This is a genomic window from Streptomyces sp. NPDC029139 (genome assembly GCF_055564335.1).
In genome coordinates this window covers 837,640-855,361 of sequence record NZ_JBVHWN010000001.1, presented here as the reverse complement: position 1 = coordinate 855,361, position 17,722 = coordinate 837,640, and the positions used below count along the sequence as shown (strand labels likewise).

At 68.8% G+C, this 17,722-nt stretch carries 19 protein-coding genes; 16 read left to right on the top strand and 3 right to left on the bottom strand.

What is annotated here, in order from left to right; all coding sequences use genetic code 11:
• Positions 1-157: 157 nt before the first annotated feature.
• The 10 genes from secY to truA all read left to right on the top strand — a co-directional run bounded on the left by secY (position 158) and on the right by truA (position 7,436).
• Positions 158-1,477: a preprotein translocase subunit SecY gene (gene secY, locus ACZ4VW_RS03860; protein WP_467958045.1), complete on the top strand. Its 1,320-nt coding sequence runs from the start codon at positions 158-160 to the stop codon at positions 1,475-1,477.
• Complete coding sequence (locus ACZ4VW_RS03855; RefSeq protein ID WP_355105136.1) at positions 1,477-2,124, top strand: adenylate kinase; 648 nt, start codon at positions 1,477-1,479, stop codon at positions 2,122-2,124. Before secY ends, ACZ4VW_RS03855 begins: the two co-directional genes overlap by 1 nt.
• A gap of 96 nt (positions 2,125-2,220) precedes the next feature.
• Positions 2,221-3,057 carry a type I methionyl aminopeptidase gene (gene map, locus ACZ4VW_RS03850; protein WP_467958042.1) on the top strand — a complete coding sequence of 279 codons (837 nt, stop codon included), beginning with the start codon at positions 2,221-2,223 and terminating at the stop codon, positions 3,055-3,057.
• A gap of 174 nt (positions 3,058-3,231) precedes the next feature.
• On the top strand, positions 3,232-3,453 hold the full coding sequence (gene infA / locus ACZ4VW_RS03845; protein ID WP_003956442.1) for a translation initiation factor IF-1: 222 nt from the start codon (positions 3,232-3,234) through the stop codon (positions 3,451-3,453).
• Positions 3,454-3,515: 62 nt separating this feature from the next.
• Positions 3,516-3,629: a 50S ribosomal protein L36 gene (gene rpmJ / locus ACZ4VW_RS03840; protein WP_003956441.1), complete on the top strand. Its 114-nt coding sequence runs from the start codon at positions 3,516-3,518 to the stop codon at positions 3,627-3,629.
• Between the two features lie 184 nt (positions 3,630-3,813).
• Positions 3,814-4,194 carry a 30S ribosomal protein S13 gene (gene rpsM / locus ACZ4VW_RS03835; RefSeq protein ID WP_005313488.1) on the top strand — a complete coding sequence of 127 codons (381 nt, stop codon included), beginning with the start codon at positions 3,814-3,816 and terminating at the stop codon, positions 4,192-4,194.
• A 66-nt stretch (positions 4,195-4,260) separates the two neighbouring features.
• A complete protein-coding gene (rpsK, locus tag ACZ4VW_RS03830) occupies positions 4,261-4,665 on the top strand; it encodes a 30S ribosomal protein S11 (protein WP_003956432.1) in 405 nt (134 codons plus the stop codon).
• Between the two features lie 133 nt (positions 4,666-4,798).
• A complete protein-coding gene (locus ACZ4VW_RS03825) occupies positions 4,799-5,821 on the top strand; it encodes a DNA-directed RNA polymerase subunit alpha (RefSeq protein ID WP_003966937.1) in 1,023 nt (340 codons plus the stop codon).
• A 172-nt stretch (positions 5,822-5,993) separates the two neighbouring features.
• On the top strand, positions 5,994-6,488 hold the full coding sequence (gene rplQ, locus ACZ4VW_RS03820; protein WP_467958039.1) for a 50S ribosomal protein L17: 495 nt from the start codon (positions 5,994-5,996) through the stop codon (positions 6,486-6,488).
• 90 nt (positions 6,489-6,578) lie between these two features.
• On the top strand, positions 6,579-7,436 hold the full coding sequence (gene truA, locus ACZ4VW_RS03815) for a tRNA pseudouridine(38-40) synthase TruA (protein WP_467958037.1): 858 nt from the start codon (positions 6,579-6,581) through the stop codon (positions 7,434-7,436).
• Here truA and ACZ4VW_RS03810 read toward each other — a convergent pair.
• A complete protein-coding gene (locus tag ACZ4VW_RS03810; protein ID WP_467958033.1) occupies positions 7,407-8,306 on the bottom strand; it encodes a hypothetical protein in 900 nt (299 codons plus the stop codon). The two genes, truA and ACZ4VW_RS03810, sit on opposite strands and share 30 nt — an antisense overlap.
• Positions 8,307-8,362: 56 nt before the next feature.
• Between ACZ4VW_RS03810 and ACZ4VW_RS03805 the strand changes: the two genes are divergently transcribed.
• From ACZ4VW_RS03805 to glmM, 4 genes are all read left to right on the top strand, one after another.
• The gene (locus ACZ4VW_RS03805; protein WP_467958031.1) at positions 8,363-9,985 is read left to right on the top strand and encodes an ABC-F family ATP-binding cassette domain-containing protein; all 1,623 of its coding nucleotides are present in this window, start codon (positions 8,363-8,365) and stop codon (positions 9,983-9,985) included.
• 220 nt (positions 9,986-10,205) lie between these two features.
• Positions 10,206-10,649 carry a 50S ribosomal protein L13 gene (gene rplM, locus ACZ4VW_RS03800; protein ID WP_030214060.1) on the top strand — a complete coding sequence of 148 codons (444 nt, stop codon included), beginning with the start codon at positions 10,206-10,208 and terminating at the stop codon, positions 10,647-10,649.
• A gap of 43 nt (positions 10,650-10,692) precedes the next feature.
• Complete coding sequence (gene rpsI / locus ACZ4VW_RS03795) at positions 10,693-11,211, top strand: 30S ribosomal protein S9 (RefSeq protein WP_315891611.1); 519 nt, start codon at positions 10,693-10,695, stop codon at positions 11,209-11,211.
• Positions 11,212-11,373: 162 nt separating this feature from the next.
• Positions 11,374-12,732, top strand: coding sequence for a phosphoglucosamine mutase (glmM, locus tag ACZ4VW_RS03790; RefSeq protein ID WP_467958028.1), 1,359 nt, complete (start codon positions 11,374-11,376; stop codon positions 12,730-12,732).
• A gap of 97 nt (positions 12,733-12,829) precedes the next feature.
• On the opposite strand, the gene ACZ4VW_RS03785 is transcribed toward glmM, so the two are convergent.
• Both ACZ4VW_RS03785 and coaA read right to left on the bottom strand, forming a co-directional pair.
• Complete coding sequence (locus ACZ4VW_RS03785) at positions 12,830-13,777, bottom strand: DUF389 domain-containing protein (RefSeq protein WP_467958026.1); 948 nt, start codon at positions 13,775-13,777, stop codon at positions 12,830-12,832.
• 121 nt (positions 13,778-13,898) lie between these two features.
• Complete coding sequence (gene coaA / locus ACZ4VW_RS03780) at positions 13,899-14,903, bottom strand: type I pantothenate kinase (protein WP_467958024.1); 1,005 nt, start codon at positions 14,901-14,903, stop codon at positions 13,899-13,901.
• A gap of 173 nt (positions 14,904-15,076) precedes the next feature.
• On the opposite strand from coaA, the gene ACZ4VW_RS03775 reads away from it, so the two are divergent.
• Entirely contained in the window at positions 15,077-15,835 is a 759-nt protein-coding gene (locus ACZ4VW_RS03775; RefSeq protein WP_467958022.1) for a hypothetical protein, read from the top strand.
• Between the two features lie 39 nt (positions 15,836-15,874).
• On the top strand, positions 15,875-17,722 hold the full coding sequence (gene glmS, locus ACZ4VW_RS03770) for a glutamine--fructose-6-phosphate transaminase (isomerizing) (protein WP_467958020.1): 1,848 nt from the start codon (positions 15,875-15,877) through the stop codon (positions 17,720-17,722).

The following is a 17,722-nucleotide window of genomic DNA, read 5'->3' as shown; positions in this document are numbered from 1 at the left end:
CCGGTTGGTCGTTCCTAGGGGGGCATGTCCGCCGGTAAGGTGGCGTGCACTGTCTATGCTCCGTGCGGTATGCCCGCACGGTTTTTGACTGGTACCTATTCGTCGAACCTCAAGACCGTCACCTCTGGCGCATGGCGCGGGGGTCGCAGGAGGCACCGTGCTCACCGCGTTCGCCCGGGCGTTCAAGACGCCCGACCTGCGCAAGAAGCTGCTCTTCACGCTCGGCATCGTCGTGCTGTACCGGCTCGGGGCACACGTCCCCGTCCCCGGTGTCAGTTACCAGGCCGTCCAGCAGTGTGTGGACCAGGCGAGTCAGGGCAACAACTCCCTGTTCGGCCTGGTGAACATGTTCAGTGGCGGGGCGCTGCTGCAGATCACCATCTTCGCGCTCGGCATCATGCCGTACATCACGGCGAGCATCATCCTGCAGCTGCTGACCGTCGTGATCCCGCGTCTGGAAGCCCTGAAGAAGGAGGGGCAGTCCGGCACCGCGAAGATCACGCAGTACACGCGGTACCTGACGATCGCCCTCGCCATCCTCCAGGGCACCGGTCTCGTCGCCACCGCCAAGAGCGGTGCGCTGTTCAGCGGCTGCACGGTGGCCAACCAGGTCGTGCCCGACCCGTCGATCTTCACGATCACCACGATGGTCATCACGATGACCGCCGGTACCGCCGTCGTCATGTGGCTCGGTGAGCTCATCACCGACCGCGGCATCGGCAACGGCATGTCGATCCTGATGTTCATCTCCATCGCCGCCGGCTTCCCGGGCGCGCTGTGGAAGATCAAGGTCGAGGGTGACCTGGCCGACGGCTGGATCGAGTTCGGCACCGTGATCCTCGTCGGATTCGCGATGGTCGGCCTCGTCGTCTTCGTCGAGCAGGCCCAGCGGCGCATCCCGGTGCAGTACGCGAAGCGGATGATCGGCCGCAGGTCCTACGGCGGAACGTCCACTTATATCCCTCTGAAGGTGAACCAGGCGGGTGTGATTCCTGTCATCTTCGCCTCGTCGCTGCTCTACATCCCGGCCTTGATCGCCCAGTTCTCGAACTCCACCGCGGGCTGGAAAACCTGGATCGAAGCCCACTTCGTCAAGGGTGACCACCCCTACTACATCGCGACGTACTTCCTCCTGATCGTGTTCTTCGCCTTCTTCTACGTGGCGATCTCGTTCAACCCCGAGGAAGTTGCCGACAACATGAAGAAGTATGGTGGCTTCATCCCGGGTATCCGGGCTGGTCGACCTACTGCCGAGTATCTGAGCTACGTGCTCAACCGGATCACTTGGCCGGGCTCGCTGTATCTGGGTCTGATCGCTCTTGTGCCGACGATGGCGTTGGCAGGCTTCGGTGGCGCCAATGCCAACTTCCCGTTCGGTGGGACGAGCATCCTCATCATCGTGGGTGTGGGGCTGGAGACCGTGAAGCAGATCGAGAGCCAGCTCCAGCAGCGCAATTACGAAGGGTTCCTCCGCTGATGCGAATCGTCCTCGTCGGACCGCCCGGTGCGGGCAAGGGCACGCAGGCCGCGTTCCTTGCCAAGAACCTGGACATTCCGCACATCTCCACGGGTGACCTGTTCCGCGCCAACATCAGTCAGGGCACGGAGCTGGGTCTCAAGGCCAAGGCGTACATGGACGCCGGCGACCTTGTCCCGGACGAGGTGACCATCGGGATGGCCAAGGACCGGATGGAGCAGCCGGACGCCGTCAACGGCTTCCTGCTCGACGGGTTCCCGCGGAACGTGGCCCAGGCCGAGGCTCTGGACGCCGTCCTCAAGGCCGAGGACATGCAGCTGGACGCGGTCCTGGACCTGGAGGTCCCCGAGGACGAGGTCGTGAAGCGGATCGCGGGTCGCCGCATCTGCCGTAACGACAGCGCGCACGTCTTCCACGTCACGTACACCCCGCCGAAGGCCGAGGGCGTGTGTGACGTGTGCGGCGGCGAGCTCTACCAGCGCGACGACGACTCCGAGGAGACCGTCCGCCGGCGCCTGGAGGTCTACCACACCCAGACCGAGCCGATCATCGACTACTACCGGGCGCAGAACCTGGTCGTGACGATCCAGGCGCTCGGCAAGGTGGACGAGGTCACCGCGAAGGCGATGGCCGCGCTCAAGAAGTAACCCCGGTTCGTTCGATACGGCCGCGGTGCCCCTGGGGGGCGCCGCGGCCGTATCGTTGTTCTGTCCCGTGTATTCGCAAGGAAGGCCCCCGCCACGATGGTGCAGCTCAAGACTCCCGAGCAGATCGCGAAGATGCGCGAGGCGGGGTTGGTCGTCGCCGCCATCCACGCGGCGACCCGTGAGGCCGCTGTGCCGGGTGCCACGACGAAGGACCTCGACGAGGTCGCCCGGAAGGTGATCGCGGACCACGGCGCGAAGTCGAACTTCCTCGGGTACGGCGGATTCCCCGCGACGATCTGCACCTCGGTCAACGAGGTCGTCGTCCACGGCATCCCCGACGAGAAGACCGTCCTCAAGGACGGGGACATCATCTCGATCGACTGCGGCGCGATCGTCGACGGCTGGCACGGCGACGCCGCGTACACGGCGTTCGTGGGCACGGGTCACGCTCCGGAGCTGATCGAGCTCTCCCGGGTCACCGAGGAGTCGATGTGGGCCGGCATCGCCGCGATGAGGAACGGCAACCGCCTGGTGGACATCTCCCGGGCGATCGAGACGTACATCCGCCGCCAGCCGAAGCCCGGCGGCGGCAAGTACGGCATCGTCGAGGACTACGGCGGCCACGGCATCGGCACCGAGATGCACATGGACCCGCACCTGCTGAACTACGTCTCCCGCAAGCGGGGCAAGGGCCCGAAGCTGGTCCCCGGCTTCTGCCTGGCGATCGAGCCGATGGTCTCGCTCGGCACGCCGCACACGGAGGTCCTGGCGGACGAGTGGACGGTCGTCTCGACGGACGGCACCTGGTCCTCGCACTGGGAGCACTCGGTGGCGCTGACGGAGGAGGGCCCGCTGGTCCTGACCTCCCCGGACGGCGGCAAGGCGAAGCTCGCCGAGCTGGGCGTGACGGCGGCCCCGGATCCCCTGGCGTAACGCGGGCCGAAGCTGCGGCACGGCTCGTGGCGTAACGATCTACCGGGGTGGGCATTCTTCCCGGATTCGTCTTTTCCAGGGGCCTGACGTAGACTGATGCGTCGGCTCTCGTGTACCCGTGTGTCCGCACACGGATCGAGAGTCGATCAAGGTAGCCGATTCGAAAGGCGAAGCGTGGCCAAGAAGCAAGGTGCCATCGAAATCGAGGGCACCGTGATCGAGTCCCTCCCGAACGCCATGTTCAAGGTGGAGCTCCAGAACGGTCACAAGGTCCTCGCGCACATCTCCGGCAAGATGCGGATGCACTACATCCGAATCCTTCCGGACGACCGGGTCGTCGTGGAGCTCTCTCCGTACGACCTGACGCGTGGCCGGATCGTCTACCGCTACAAGTAGATCTTGCCCGCACCCCGCCTCCGCGCGCGGGTGGTGGCACTGACCCGGAGAACCTCACACCCATGAAGGTCAAGCCGAGCGTCAAGAAGATCTGCGACAAGTGCAAGGTGATCCGCCGTCACGGCCGGGTCATGGTCATCTGCGACAACCTGCGCCACAAGCAGCGCCAGGGCTGACGCACGCCGACCGACCTGCATTTCGCAGTTCTTCGCGCGACGCAAGCAACGTACATACGCAGAGCCCGCCCAGCCCGCAAGGGTCGGCGGCACCTCCGGCGGGGGCCGGGGACCCGATTCGTACCTCATACGGCGAATGGGGAGCGGCTTTGCGGAAGACCCCCGAACACACAGGAGCCATTGAATGGCACGCGTTTCCGGTGTTGACATCCCGCGCGAAAAGCGTGTGGAGATCGCACTCACCTACGTCTTCGGTATCGGGCGCACCCGGTCCAAGGAGATCCTCGCCTCCACCGGCGTGAACCCGAACACCCGCGTTCGTGACCTGGCCGAAGAGGACCTGGTCAAGATCCGCGAGTACGTGGACGCCAACCTCCAGACCGAGGGCGACCTCCGCCGCGAGATCCAGGGCGACATCCGCCGCAAGATCGAGATCCAGTGCTACCAGGGCATCCGCCACCGTCGCGGCCTCCCGGTGCACGGTCAGCGCACGAGCACCAACGCGCGTACCCGCAAGGGCCCGCGTCGCGCCATCGCCGGCAAGAAGAAGCCGGGCAAGAAGTAGTCCTCAGCGGACGCTTGACCACACGGTCTTCGCTGTAGGACCGACCACCTCCCGTAGGAGATATAGATGCCCCCCAAGGGTCGTCAGGGCGCTGCCAAGAAGGTGCGCCGCAAGGAAAAGAAGAACGTCGCTCACGGCCACGCGCACATCAAGAGCACGTTCAACAACACGATCGTCTCGATCACGGACCCCTCGGGCAACGTGATCTCCTGGGCCTCCGCCGGCCACGTCGGCTTCAAGGGCTCGCGCAAGTCCACCCCGTTCGCCGCGCAGATGGCCGCCGAGTCGGCCGCTCGCCGCGCGCAGGAGCACGGCATGCGCAAGGTCGACGTCTTCGTCAAGGGTCCGGGCTCCGGCCGCGAGACCGCGATCCGCTCCCTCCAGGCCACGGGCCTCGAGGTCGGTTCGATCCAGGACGTCACCCCCACGCCGCACAACGGCTGCCGTCCGCCGAAGCGTCGTCGCGTCTGACGCACGACCGGTGACGGTCTGAGTGTCCGGGCGGTACGTCCCTTTCGGGGGCCGTGCCGCCCGTACCCTTGCAGTACGAGCAGTACCTGTCGGACGTCAAATAGTGGGCGTCCACAACCGAAGGATTCACACCATGCTGATCGCTCAGCGTCCCTCGCTGACCGAAGAGGTCGTCGACGAATTCCGCTCGCGGTTCGTCATCGAGCCCCTGGAGCCGGGCTTCGGCTACACGCTCGGCAACAGCCTCCGTCGTACGCTCCTCTCCTCGATCCCGGGTGCGGCGGTCACGTCCATCCGCATCGACGGTGTCCTGCACGAGTTCACCACCGTGCCGGGCGTCAAGGAGGACGTCACCGACCTCATCCTGAACATCAAGCAGCTGGTCGTCTCCTCGGAGCACGACGAGCCGGTCGTGATGTACCTGCGCAAGCAGGGTCCCGGCCTGGTCACCGCTGCTGACATCGCCCCGCCGGCCGGCGTCGAGGTGCACAACCCCGACCTGGTGCTCGCCACGCTCAACGGCAAGGGCAAGCTGGAGATGGAGCTGACCGTCGAGCGCGGTCGCGGCTACGTCTCCGCCGTGCAGAACAAGCAGGTGGGCCAGGAGATCGGCCGTATCCCGGTCGACTCCATCTACTCGCCGGTGCTCAAGGTCACGTACAAGGTCGAGGCGACCCGTGTCGAGCAGCGCACCGACTTCGACAAGCTGATCGTCGACGTCGAGACCAAGCAGGCCATGCGCCCGCGTGACGCCATGGCGTCCGCCGGTAAGACCCTGGTCGAGCTGTTCGGTCTGGCGCGCGAGCTCAACATCGACGCCGAGGGCATCGACATGGGCCCGTCCCCCACGGACGCCGCCCTCGCCGCCGACCTGGCGCTGCCGATCGAGGAGCTCGAGCTCACCGTTCGTTCGTACAACTGCCTCAAGCGTGAGGGCATCCACTCCGTGGGTGAGCTCGTGGCGCGCTCCGAGGCCGACCTGCTCGACATCCGCAACTTCGGTGCGAAGTCGATCGACGAGGTCAAGGCGAAGCTGGCCGGCATGGGCCTGGCCCTCAAGGACAGCCCGCCCGGATTCGACCCGACCGCCGCCGCCGACGCCTTCGGCGCCGACGACGACGCGGACGCGGGCTTCGTCGAGACCGAGCAGTACTAAGACTCGGGCCTTACGGTCCGTACTCGGGTGCGGGTGCGCTGCGGCTGGTCGCGCAGTTCCCCGCGCCCCTTCCAGGCCCTTCCGGGGGCCTGGATCTCCGACAGGTAACCGCCTGCTCGGACACTGACATCGGTACCTCATACGGCCGGTGCAGATCACAAGGAGAAACACCATGCCGCGTCCCGCCAAGGGTGCCCGTCTCGGTGGCAGCGCCGCTCACGAGCGTCTGCTGCTCGCCAACCTGGCGAAGTCCCTCTTCGAGCACGGCCGCATCACCACGACCGAGGCCAAGGCCCGCCGCCTGCGTCCGGTCGCCGAGCGCCTGATCACCAAGGCCAAGAAGGGCGACATCCACAACCGTCGTCTGGTGCTGCAGACGATCACGGACAAGGGCATCGTCCACACGCTCTTCACCGAGATCGCCCCGCGCTACTCCGAGCGCCCGGGTGGCTACACCCGTATCACCAAGATCGGCAACCGTCGTGGCGACAACGCCCCGATGGCCGTGATCGAGCTGGTCGAGGGCGAGATCGCCAAGAAGGCGACCGTCGCCGAGGCCGAGGCCGCCACCAAGCGTGCGGTCAAGGAGGCTGACGAGGCCAAGGTCGAGGAGACCAAGGCCGAGGACGCCGCCGAGGCTCCGGCCGAGGAGGCGAAGGACGCGTAAGCGTTCTTCCGTTTTTCTCGTGGGCGGGCCCGCACCCCTTGGGGTGCGGGCCCGTCTCCGTACGCAGAGGGTTTTGAGAGGAAGCAGCGCGTGAGCGACGACGTGCAGGCCGGGTTCGTACGCATCCGGCTCGACCTGTCCTACGACGGCAAGGACTTCTCCGGCTGGGCCAAGCAGGCTCGCGGGCAGCGGACCGTCCAGGGCGACATCGAGGACGCCCTGAAGACGGTGACCCGGTCCAAGGAGACGTACGAGCTGACCGTCGCCGGGCGCACCGACGCCGGTGTGCACGCCCGCGGGCAGGTCGCCCACGTCGACCTCCCCGTCGAGCTGTGGGCCGAGCACCAGGACAAGCTGCTCCGGCGGCTCGCCGGACGCCTCTCCCACGACGTACGGGTGTGGAGGCTCACCGAGGCCCCCAGCGGCTTCAACGCCCGTTTCTCCGCCGTCTGGCGCCGCTACGCCTACCGCGTCACCGACAACCCCGGCGGCGTCGACCCGCTGCTGCGCGGCCACGTCCTCTGGCACGACTGGCCCCTCGACATGGACGCCATGAACGCCGCCGCCGAGCGCCTCGTCGGCGAGCACGACTTCGCCGCGTACTGCAAGAAGCGCGAGGGCGCCACCACCATCCGTACGCTCCAGGAACTGCGCTGGGAGCGGCGGCCGGGCGGCATCCTCGAAGCGACCGTGAAGGCCGACGCCTTCTGCCACAACATGGTCCGCTCGCTGGTCGGCGCGCTGCTGTTCGTGGGCGACGGACACCGGCCGGTCGAGTGGCCGGGAAAGGTCCTCGCGGCGGGCGTGCGGGACTCGGCCGTCCACGTCGTACGCCCGCACGGGCTCACCCTCGAAGAGGTCGGCTACCCGGCCGACGAGCTCCTGGCCGCCCGGAACCGGGAGGCCAGGAACAAGCGGTCACTCCCCGGGAGCGCCGGCTGCTGCTGACGCCTGGGCGCGGCCGCGGGCGTAGATCTGGTTGAAGGAGAACGTGCCCAGGTCGTCGCTGGCCTGGAAGACGGCCTTGTCGGCCGTGGTGACCTTCTTGCCGTTGGTGAAGCCGGCCTGGGTGAAGTACGCGTACCGGCCGATCGAATTGGCGCGGCGCAGGCAGACCGTCGCGCGGCAGAACTCGTTCACGCCGGAGCCGGCCAGCGGGGCGATACCGCCACTGGCCTGGTTCTTCGCCTTCAGCGCCTCCGCCTCGGTGGAGAACACGGCCACGCCGACGGTGATCGCGACCCCGTCGCTCACATAGGTGGCGCGGATCACGCGGTCGCAGCCGTTCTTCTTCAGGACCGAGCCCAGGGCGCCCTGCGCGACGCTCGCGCAGTCGGTCGTCGACGAGGTCGCGCCCTTGGTGTAGGGGCGGCCGTCCATGGTGAGCTTCTTGCCCGGGAAGAGGCCCTCGGCGCTGAGCGGCGCCTTGTCCTTCTTCTCGTCGGAGATGAAGTCCTTGGGGTTGGGCGGGGGTGGCGGCGCCACGGAGGAGAACGTCGGCTCGGGGGTGGGGGAGCCGCTGGGCGCGGCGGAACCCGTGGGTGTGACGGTGCCGTTCTTGCCCGTGGTGGTGGTGTCGCCGCTGTTCACCACCGCGGTGGCGACGATCGCGCCGACCACGAGGGTGGCGAGCGCGCCGCCGCCGATCAGCATCCTGCGCTTACGCCGCCGGTCGGCCGCTGACTGGTCGGCGAGGGCCCCCCAGTCCGGTGCCTGGGCGGCCTGCGCCCCCGGGAACGGGTTGGGCTGGTGTCCGTACGGCTGCTGCTGACCGTGCTGCTGCGGCTCCTGCGGCCACTGCGGTCCCCCAAAGCTCATGCCGCGCATCCTAAACCGGTTGGGGGACAGGGACGGCGGCGGCGACAATGCACCTCATGGGACATGTCGAAGCCGCGCATCTGGAGTACTACCTGCCCGACGGGAGGGTCCTGCTCGCGGACGCCTCCTTCCGGGTGGGGGAGGGCGCGGTGGTGGCCCTGGTGGGCGCCAACGGCGCCGGGAAGACCACGCTTCTCCGGATGATCTCCGGGGAGCTCCAGCCGCACGGCGGCGCGGTGACGGTGAGCGGCGGCCTCGGGGTGATGCCGCAGTTCGTGGGGTCGGTGCGCGACGAGCGCACGGTCCGTGACCTGCTGGTCTCGGTCGCCCAGCCCCGGATCCGCGAGGCCGCGAAGGCGGTCGACGCGGCCGAGCACCTGATCATGACGGTCGACGACGAGGCCGCGCAGATGGCGTACGCGCAGGCGCTGAGCGACTGGGCCGAGGTGCAGGGGTACGAGGCGGAGACCGTCTGGGACATGTGCACGATGGCGGCGCTGGGCGTGCCGTACGAGAAGGCGCAGTTCCGGGAGGTGCGCACGCTCAGCGGCGGCGAGCAGAAGCGGCTGGTGCTGGAGTCCCTGCTGCGGGGCACCGACGAGGTGCTGCTGCTCGACGAGCCGGACAACTATCTCGACGTCCCCGGCAAGCGCTGGCTGGAGGAGCGGCTGCGGGAGACCCGTAAGACCGTGCTCTTCATCTCCCACGACCGGGAGCTGCTCGCCCGGGCCGCCCAGAAGATCATCGCGGTCGAACCGGGGCCCGCCGGCTCGGACGTCTGGGTGCACGGCGGTGGCTTCGAGACCTTCCACGAGGCGCGGCGGGAGCGGTTCGCCCGCTTCGAGGAGCTGAAGCGGCGCTGGGAGGAGAAGCACGCCCAGCTGAAGAAGCTGGTCCTCACCCTGCGGCAGGCGGCGTCGGTCAGCCACGACATGGCCTCGCGGTACGCGGCGGCGCAGACCCGGCTGAGGAAGTTCGAGGAGGCCGGCCCGCCGCCGGAGCCGCCGCGGGAGCAGGACATCCGGATGCGGCTGCGCGGCGGCCGGACCGGTGTCCGGGCGGTGACCTGCGAGAACCTCGAGCTGACCGGCCTGATGAAGCCGTTCTCGCTGGAGATCTTCTACGGGGAGCGGGTCGCCGTCCTCGGCTCGAACGGGTCGGGCAAGTCGCACTTCCTGCGGCTGCTCGCCGGGGACCCGTCGGTGGCGCACACGGGGGAGTGGAAGCTGGGCGCGCGGGTGGTCCCGGGCCACTTCGCCCAGACCCACGCCCATCCGGAGCTGCTGGGGCGCACTCTGGTGGACATCCTCTGGTCGGAGCACGCCAAGGACCGGGGCGGGGCGATGTCGGTCCTGCGGCGGTACGAGCTGGAGGGGCAGGGTGACCAGCCCTTCGAGAAGCTCTCCGGCGGCCAGCAGGCCCGGTTCCAGATCCTGCTCCTGGAGCTGTCCGGCACCACGGCGCTGCTTCTCGACGAGCCGACGGACAACCTGGACCTGGAGTCGGCGGAGGCCCTGCAGGACGGCCTGGAGTCGTACGAGGGGACGGTGCTGGCCGTCACGCACGACCGGTGGTTCGCGAAGACCTTCGACCGGTACCTGGTCTTCGGCTCGGACGGCGTCGTGCGGGAGACGAGCGAGCCGGTGTGGGACGAGCGGCGGGTGGACCGGGCGCGGTAGGGGCGGCGCGTTTTGACCCGTCCGGGGTGGCGCGGGTACTGTTGCGGTTTGTTATGCGTAGTGGCTTCGTCGTTCTCACGCGAAGGGCCCTTACGCAGGTTCCCTGGAGCAGTTACCAGTGGCTCGCATACGGGCGGTGATCCCGGCAGTGCAGGCCCCAGCTGCATGATCGCTTCAGGTGTGTCTGGACTCCATCCACTGAAGAAGCGAAGGCTACGAAGTGCGTACGTACAGCCCCAAGCCCGGCGATGTAACTCGCCAGTGGCACATCATCGACGCGCAGGACATCGTCCTGGGCCGTCTGGCGACCACGGCTGCGAACCTCCTGCGAGGCAAGCACAAGCCGGTCTACGCCCCCCACATGGACATGGGCGACTTCGTCATCATCATCAACGCTGACAAGGTCCACCTGTCCGGCAACAAGAAGACCCAGAAGCTGGCGTACCGCCACTCCGGCTTCCCGGGTGGTCTGCGCTCCGTCCGTTACGACGAGCTGCTGGAGAAGAACCCCGAGAAGGCCGTCGAGAAGGCCATCAAGGGCATGATCCCCAAGAACACCCTGGGCCGTCAGATGCTCTCGAAGCTGAAGGTCTACGCGGGCGAGAACCACCCGCACGCTGCCCAGCAGCCGGTCCCGTTCGAGATCACCCAGGTCGCGCAGTAGTTCCGGCCACACCCCTAAGAACGAAAGAAATCTGAGGAGCATCGTGGCCGAGACCACTGTTGAGAACCCCATCGAGGGCGAGGAGACCTACGCCGAGGTCACCACCTTCGAGTCCGAGGTCCCCGTCGAGGGTGAGTACACCTCGGAGTCCCTGGCGTCCCGCTTCGGTGACCCGCAGCCGGCCGCCGGCCTGGGTCGTCGCAAGAACGCCATCGCCCGCGTCCGGATCGTCCCGGGCACCGGCAAGTGGAAGATCAACGGGCGCACGCTCGAGGACTACTTCCCGAACAAGGTGCACCAGCAGGAAGTCAACGAGCCCTTCAAGGTGCTCGAGCTGGACAACCGCTACGACGTCATCGCCCGCATCGCGGGTGGCGGCGTCTCGGGTCAGGCTGGCGCCCTGCGCCTCGGTGTGGCCCGTGCGCTGAACGAGGCGGACGTCGAGAACAACCGCCCGGCGCTGAAGAAGGCCGGCTTCCTCTCCCGCGACGACCGTGCGGTCGAGCGCAAGAAGGCCGGTCTCAAGAAGGCCCGTAAGGCCCCGCAGTACAGCAAGCGTTAATCGCCTGCTCGGTCTGTTTTGCACGTACGCCCCGGCGGCACTGCCCGTGCTGCCGGGGCGTACGTCTTTTCCCCACCCTGGGCCTTTCTGGGCAGCTCTGACGTCACAACGGGCATCGGCGCTCAGGGGTTCGCATTTTCGGAGCAGTTTCGGAGGACAGCTGTGGGACGACTCTTCGGCACGGACGGTGTTCGCGGTGTGGCCAACGCGGATCTGACGGCGGAGCTGGCGCTCGGCCTGTCGGTCGCGGCGGCGCACGTGCTCGCCGAGGCGGGGACCTTCGAGGGCCATCGGCCGACCGCGGTGGTCGGACGTGACCCGCGTGCGTCGGGAGAGTTCCTGGAGGCCGCCGTCGTGGCGGGCCTCGCGAGCGCCGGCGTGGACGTCCTGCGGGTCGGCGTGCTGCCCACCCCGGCCGTGGCGTACCTCACCGGAGCGCTCGGCGCCGACCTCGGTGTGATGCTCTCCGCGAGCCACAACGCGATGCCCGACAACGGCATCAAGTTCTTCGCCCGCGGCGGCCACAAGCTCGCCGACGAGCTGGAGGACCGGATCGAGTCCGTCTACGAGGAGCACCGTACCGGCGCCCCGTGGGAGCGGCCGACCGGCGCCGGCGTCGGCCGGGTCCGTGACTACGACGAGGGCTTCGACAAGTACGTCGCCCACCTCATCGCCGTCCTCCCGAACCGGCTCGACGGGCTGAAGGTCGTCCTCGACGAGGCGCACGGCGCCGCCTCGCGCGTGTCGCCCGAGGCGTTCTCGCGGGCCGGTGCCGAGGTCGTCACGATCGGTGCGGACCCGGACGGCCTCAACATCAACGACGGGTGCGGCTCCACCCACCTCGAGCTGCTCAAGGCCGCCGTCGTCGAGCACGGCGCGGACCTCGGCATCGCCCACGACGGGGACGCGGACCGCTGCCTCGCCGTCGACGCCGCCGGCAACGAGATCGACGGCGACCAGATCCTCGCCGTGCTCGCCCTCGCCATGCGTGAGGCCGGGACGCTGCGCGGCGACACCGTTGTCGCGACCGTGATGTCCAACCTCGGCTTCAAGATCGCCATGGAGCGCGAGGGGCTCCAGCTGGTGCAGACGGCGGTCGGCGACCGGTACGTCCTGGAGTCGATGAAGGAGCACGGCTTCGCCCTCGGCGGCGAGCAGTCCGGGCACGTGATCGTGCTCGACCACGCCACCACCGGCGACGGCACGCTGACCGGCCTGATGCTGGCGGCGCGGGTCGCGGCGACCGGCAGGTCCATCGCGGACCTCGCCTCCGTGATGGAGCGGCTGCCGCAGGTGCTCGTCAACGTGCGGGACGTCGACAAGACCCGCGTGGCCACCTCGGGAGAGCTGGCCACCGCGGTCACCGAGGCCGAGCGCGAGCTGGGCACCACCGGACGCGTGCTGCTGCGCTCCTCGGGGACGGAGCCGCTGGTACGCGTGATGGTGGAGGCCGCCGACATCGAGCAGGCGCGGGCGGTGGCGGGCCGGCTGGCCGACGTGGTGAAGTCGGCGCTGGGCTAGCCTCACCGGGCTGATCATGAGGAGGCCCCGCCACCCGGGAGACCGGGGGGCGGGGCCTTCGTGCTGCTGAACCTCTTCGTCTGTGCTTGCCGGTGCGTCAGCGCTTACCGGGCCGGGTCCAGCGGTCGCGCTGGGTCCGCCACAGCCACTTCTGCGCGTACAGCGTCAGTACACCCGCCAGCATGATGCCGAAGAGGTTCAGCAGCAGCTGCTCCGCCGACCCCCACATCTGGCCGAACTCCCCGTAGCTGAGGGCCACGGCGGCGTTCGCGGCGGCCGGGACCGTGGTGACGGAGATCGCGACGCCGACCAGGGCCCCGGACTTCGACGAGGTCAGCGAGAGCGTCCCGGCCGCGCCCGCGAGCAGGGCGACGACGAAGGAGAACGGGTCCGGCTGCCAGATGAAGCTCGTGTTGGGCCGGGGGTTGTCGAGCTGATCCGCGCTGAACAGGCCCAGCGCGTCCATCCCCAGGCTGAAGAGGGTCGTCGCCGCGATCGCCGCCGCGAAGCCGGCCAGCAGCGCGATCAGTGAGCGCGCGGCCAGCCGTGGAGCGCGTCGCACCACCCCCGTACAGACGCCGGCGAGCGGGCCGAACTCGGGGCCGACCGCCATCGCGCCCACGATCAGGACCGCGTTGTCCAGCACGACACCGCAGGCCGCGATCATCGTCGCCAGGACCATGAAGGCGCAGTAGGTGACCGAGAGGGTCGACTCCTCGTGGGTCGCCTCGGTCAGCTGCTCCCAGAGCACCGCGTCGGCGGCCTCTCCCGGAGCCTCCTCCTCGGCCTGGTCCGCGCGCTTCGAGAGCGAGAGGGCGATGTCCTCGACCGCGATCGAGCCGTCCTGATCGATGTTCAGGTCGCAGAGCGCACTCAGTAGTTCGTCCCCGGCCTCGCGAGCCACGTCACAGAGCACGAGGTCGCCGGAGGGGTCGCGGGCGGCACCCGGCAGGACGACCAGATGGGTGGTGCCGACGGTCTTCTCGATGAGCTGGACCGCCGCCTCCGTGCGCTCGGGAGGGACGATCATCCGCAGATGCAGCATCCCCAGAGCTTACGGAGGCTCGGAGCGCACAGGCACTCGGAGTTCACGCAGGCTCAGAGCTCACGGGGACTCAGAGCTCACGGGGACTCAGAGCTCACGGAGGCTCAGCCCTCACGGAGGCTCAGAGCTTACGGAGACTCAGGCGCTGCACCTTGTGGTCCGGCCCCTTGCGGACGACGAGGGTCGCCCGGCCACGCGTGGGGGCCACGTTCTCCAGCAGGTTCACCTTGTTGATCGTCCGCCACATCGTGCGGGCGTAGTCCAGTGCCTCCTCCTCGGAGACCTGGGTGTAGCGCTGGAAGTACGAGAACGGGTTCTGGAACGCCGTCTCGCGCAGCTTGCGGAAGCGGTTGAGGTACCAGCGCTCGATGTCCTCGGGCCGCGCGTCCACGTACACGGAGAAGTCGAAGTAGTCGGCGAGCCCGACGCGGGTCCGGCCGTCCTTGCCGGGCAGGGCCGGCTGGAGGACGTTGAGCCCCTCGACGATCAGGATGTCGGGACGGCGCACGACGAGCCGCTCGCCGGGGACGATGTCGTAGATCAGGTGGGAGTAGACCGGAGCGGTGACCTCCTCCTTGCCCGCCTTGATGTCGGCGACGAACCGGGTCAGGGCCCGGCGGTCGTACGACTCGGGGAAGCCCTTGCGGGACAGCAGCCCGCGCGCCTTCAGCTCCTCCATCGGGTAGAGGAAGCCGTCGGTGGTCACCAGCTCCACGCGCGGGTGCTCGGGCCAGCGGGCGAGGAGCGCCTGGAGGAGACGGGCGACGGTGGACTTGCCGACGGCGACGGAACCGGCGACCCCTATGACGAAGGGCGTACCGCGCTGCTCGCCGCGCTCGCCGAGGAAGGTGTTCAGCGCCCCGCGCAGGCCGCTGGTGGCCTGGACGTACAGGTTGAGCAGGCGGGACAGCGGCAGATAGATGTCCCGCACCTCGTCGAGGTCGATGACGTCCCCGAGGCCCCGCAGCCGCTCCACCTCGTCGGCGGAGAGGGGCAGCGGCGTCTTGTCCCGCAGAGCGCTCCACTCGGCGCGGGTGAGGTCGACATACGGCGTGGCGTCGGGGCCCCGTCGGGGCGTGGCGCCGTTGCCGTTGCCGTTGGCGCTTCGTGGCGGCGAAGTGATCACCCCGCCATTGTCGTGGGTCGGGGGCGGTTGTGGGTGGTGGGCTCGGTCACGCGGAAAACCCGTTGTCGGACCTCTCGTCTACCGTGATCATGCAGGTTGGCCGCGTGGGCTGTGGTTTTCACGCGGGGGGACGCCGCCCCGGGCGGCACAAAGGGACAGAAGGTCACATCCGTATGCGTACGTCCGTCAGAACCATCGCCGCCGCTGCCACCGCCGCCTCGCTCGGCCTGCTGCTCACCGCCTGTGGCGGGGACGGGAAGAGCGAGGACAAGGGGAAGGACGCGCCCAAGGCGTCCGCCACCGCCTCCGCCGCGCCGGACGCCAAGGCGCTGTCCGTCGCCGAGCTGGAGAAGCTGATCGTCGAGCAGGCCGATCTCACGGGCTACCAGGTGCAGAAGGCCAAGCCCTCCGACGTCGTGAAGTCCAGCGACATCACCACCGACAAGCCCGGCTGCAAGCCGCTCGCCGACGCCATGTCGTTCCTCGCGACCGGCGACCCTGCCGCCAGTGTGCAGCGCAAGACCATCGAGGTGCCGAAGACGAGCGGAGCGACCGCCTCGCCCGAGGAGGCCCTGGGCGCGCTCGCAGCCCCGGTGACGGCCGTCACCCTCGGCTCGTACGACGGGAGCGGCGCGCAGGACGCGATCGCCTCGCTGAAGAAGGCCGGTACGGAGTGCGCGGGCGGCTTCACGACCGTCGGCGGCGGCGAGAAGTCGACGGTCCACAAGGTCACTCCGGAGACCGTCAGCGCCGGTGAGGAGGCGGTGGCCTTCACCGTCACGACGGACATGGACGGTAAGCCGTTCATCACCAACGTGGTGGCCTTCCGCAAGGGCAACACGCTGGCCTCCTTCTCCACCCTGAGCCTCAGCGGCAAGGTCAAGGAGCTGCCGAAGACCGTGATCGACGCGCAGGCGGCGAAGCTCGCCTGAGTCCGGGCCCTCGGGCGCCTTCGGTCGTAGGCTGCCGCCATGTGCGGAATCGTGGGTTACGTCGGCGGGCAGTCGGCGCTTGATGTGGTGATCGCGGGCCTGAAGCGGCTCGAGTACCGGGGCTACGACTCGGCCGGTGTCGCGGTGCTCTCCGACGGGGGACTGGCCGCGGCGAAGAAGGCGGGCAAGCTCGTCAATCTGGAGAAGGAGCTGGTGGACCGGCCGCTGTCGAGCGGGTCCACCGGCATCGGGCACACCCGCTGGGCCACTCACGGCGGCCCGACCGACACCAACGCGCACCCGCATCTCGACAACGCGGGGCGCGTGGCCGTCGTCCACAACGGGATCATCGAGAACTTCGCCGTCCTGCGCGCCGAGCTGGAGGAACGGGGGCACGATCTCGCGTCCGAGACGGACACCGAGGTCGTGGCCCATCTCCTCGCCGAGGAGTTCTCCTCCTGCGGCGACCTGGCCGAGGCGATGCGGCTGGTCTGCCGGCGGCTCGACGGCGCGTTCACGCTCGTCGCCGTCCACGCGGACGAGCCGGACGTCGTGGTCGGCGCCCGGCGGAACTCCCCCCTCGTGGTCGGCGTCGGCGAGGGGGAGAACTTTCTCGCCTCCGACGTGTCCGCGTTCATCGCGCACACGCGGTCCGCGATCGAACTCGGACAGGACCAGGTCGTGAAGCTCTCCCGGGAGGGCGTCGACGTCACCGACTTCGCCGGCGCGCCCGCCGACGTGCGGGCCTACCACGTCGACTGGGACGCCTCGGCCGCCGAGAAGGGCGGCTACGACTACTTCATGCTCAAGGAGATCGCCGAGCAGCCCAAGGCCGTCGCCGACACCCTCCTCGGCCGGATCGACGCGGGCGGGCGCCTCCGGCTCGACGAGGTGCGCATCCCGGACGCGGTGCTCAGGGAGGCCGACAAGGTCGTCATCATCGCCTGCGGCACGGCCTTCCACGCCGGAATGATCGCGAAGTACGCCATCGAGCACTGGACGAGAATCCCCTGCGAGGTCGAGCTCGCCAGCGAGTTCCGCTACCGCGACCCGATCCTCGGCCAGCGCACGCTCGTCATCGCGATCTCCCAGTCCGGCGAGACGATGGACACCCTCATGGCGCTGCGGCACGCGCGCGAGCAGGGCGCGAAGGTCCTCGCCGTGTGCAACACGAACGGCTCGACGATCCCGAGGGAGTCCGACGCCGTGCTCTACACGCACGCCGGTCCGGAAGTCGCCGTCGCGTCCACGAAGGCGTTCCTGACGCAGCTGGTGGCCTGCTACCTGCTGGCGCTGTACCTGGGGCAGGTCCGCGGGACGAAGTGGGGCGACGAGATCCACGCCGTCGTGCGCGAGCTCTCCCGGATCGCCGACGAGGTCGAGCGCGTCCTGGAGACGATGGAGCCGGTACGAGCCCTCGCCCGCTCCCTCGCCGACAAGGACACCGTCCTCTTCCTCGGCCGCCACGTCGGCTACCCCGTGGCCCTGGAGGGCGCGCTGAAGCTGAAGGAACTGGCGTACATGCACGCCGAGGGCTTCGCGGCCGGCGAGCTGAAGCACGGGCCGATCGCCCTCATCGAGAAGGACCTGCCGGTGGTGGTCGTCGTGCCCTCGCCGCGCGGGCGGTCCGTCCTGCACGACAAGATCGTGTCGAACATCCAGGAGATCCGGGCCCGCGGAGCGCGGACGATCGTGATCGCGGAGGAGGGCGACGAGGCGGTCGTCCCGTACGCCGACCACCTCATCCGTATCCCCGCAACGCCTACGCTGCTCCAGCCGCTGGTCTCCACCGTGCCGCTCCAGGTCTTCGCCTGCGAACTGGCGACGGCGCGCGGCAACGAGGTGGACCAGCCGCGCAACCTGGCGAAATCTGTGACCGTGGAGTGA

Coding starts and splice junctions, on each gene's coding strand:
- ACZ4VW_RS03775 (WP_467958022.1), top strand. CDS start 15,077: ATGCGTACGTCCGTCAGAACCATCGCCGCCGCTGCCACCGCCGCCTCG.
- ACZ4VW_RS03855 (WP_355105136.1), top strand. CDS start 1,477: ATGCGAATCGTCCTCGTCGGACCGCCCGGTGCGGGCAAGGGCACGCAG.
- map (WP_467958042.1), top strand. CDS start 2,221: ATGGTGCAGCTCAAGACTCCCGAGCAGATCGCGAAGATGCGCGAGGCG.
- ACZ4VW_RS03785 (WP_467958026.1), bottom strand. CDS start 13,777: ATGCTGCATCTGCGGATGATCGTCCCTCCCGAGCGCACGGAGGCGGCG.
- ACZ4VW_RS03805 (WP_467958031.1), top strand. CDS start 8,363: ATGGGACATGTCGAAGCCGCGCATCTGGAGTACTACCTGCCCGACGGG.
- ACZ4VW_RS03825 (WP_003966937.1), top strand. CDS start 4,799: ATGCTGATCGCTCAGCGTCCCTCGCTGACCGAAGAGGTCGTCGACGAA.
- glmS (WP_467958020.1), top strand. CDS start 15,875: ATGTGCGGAATCGTGGGTTACGTCGGCGGGCAGTCGGCGCTTGATGTG.
- rplQ (WP_467958039.1), top strand. CDS start 5,994: ATGCCGCGTCCCGCCAAGGGTGCCCGTCTCGGTGGCAGCGCCGCTCAC.
- rpsM (WP_005313488.1), top strand. CDS start 3,814: ATGGCACGCGTTTCCGGTGTTGACATCCCGCGCGAAAAGCGTGTGGAG.
- ACZ4VW_RS03810 (WP_467958033.1), bottom strand. CDS start 8,306: ATGAGCTTTGGGGGACCGCAGTGGCCGCAGGAGCCGCAGCAGCACGGT.
- rpmJ (WP_003956441.1), top strand. CDS start 3,516: ATGAAGGTCAAGCCGAGCGTCAAGAAGATCTGCGACAAGTGCAAGGTG.
- rpsK (WP_003956432.1), top strand. CDS start 4,261: ATGCCCCCCAAGGGTCGTCAGGGCGCTGCCAAGAAGGTGCGCCGCAAG.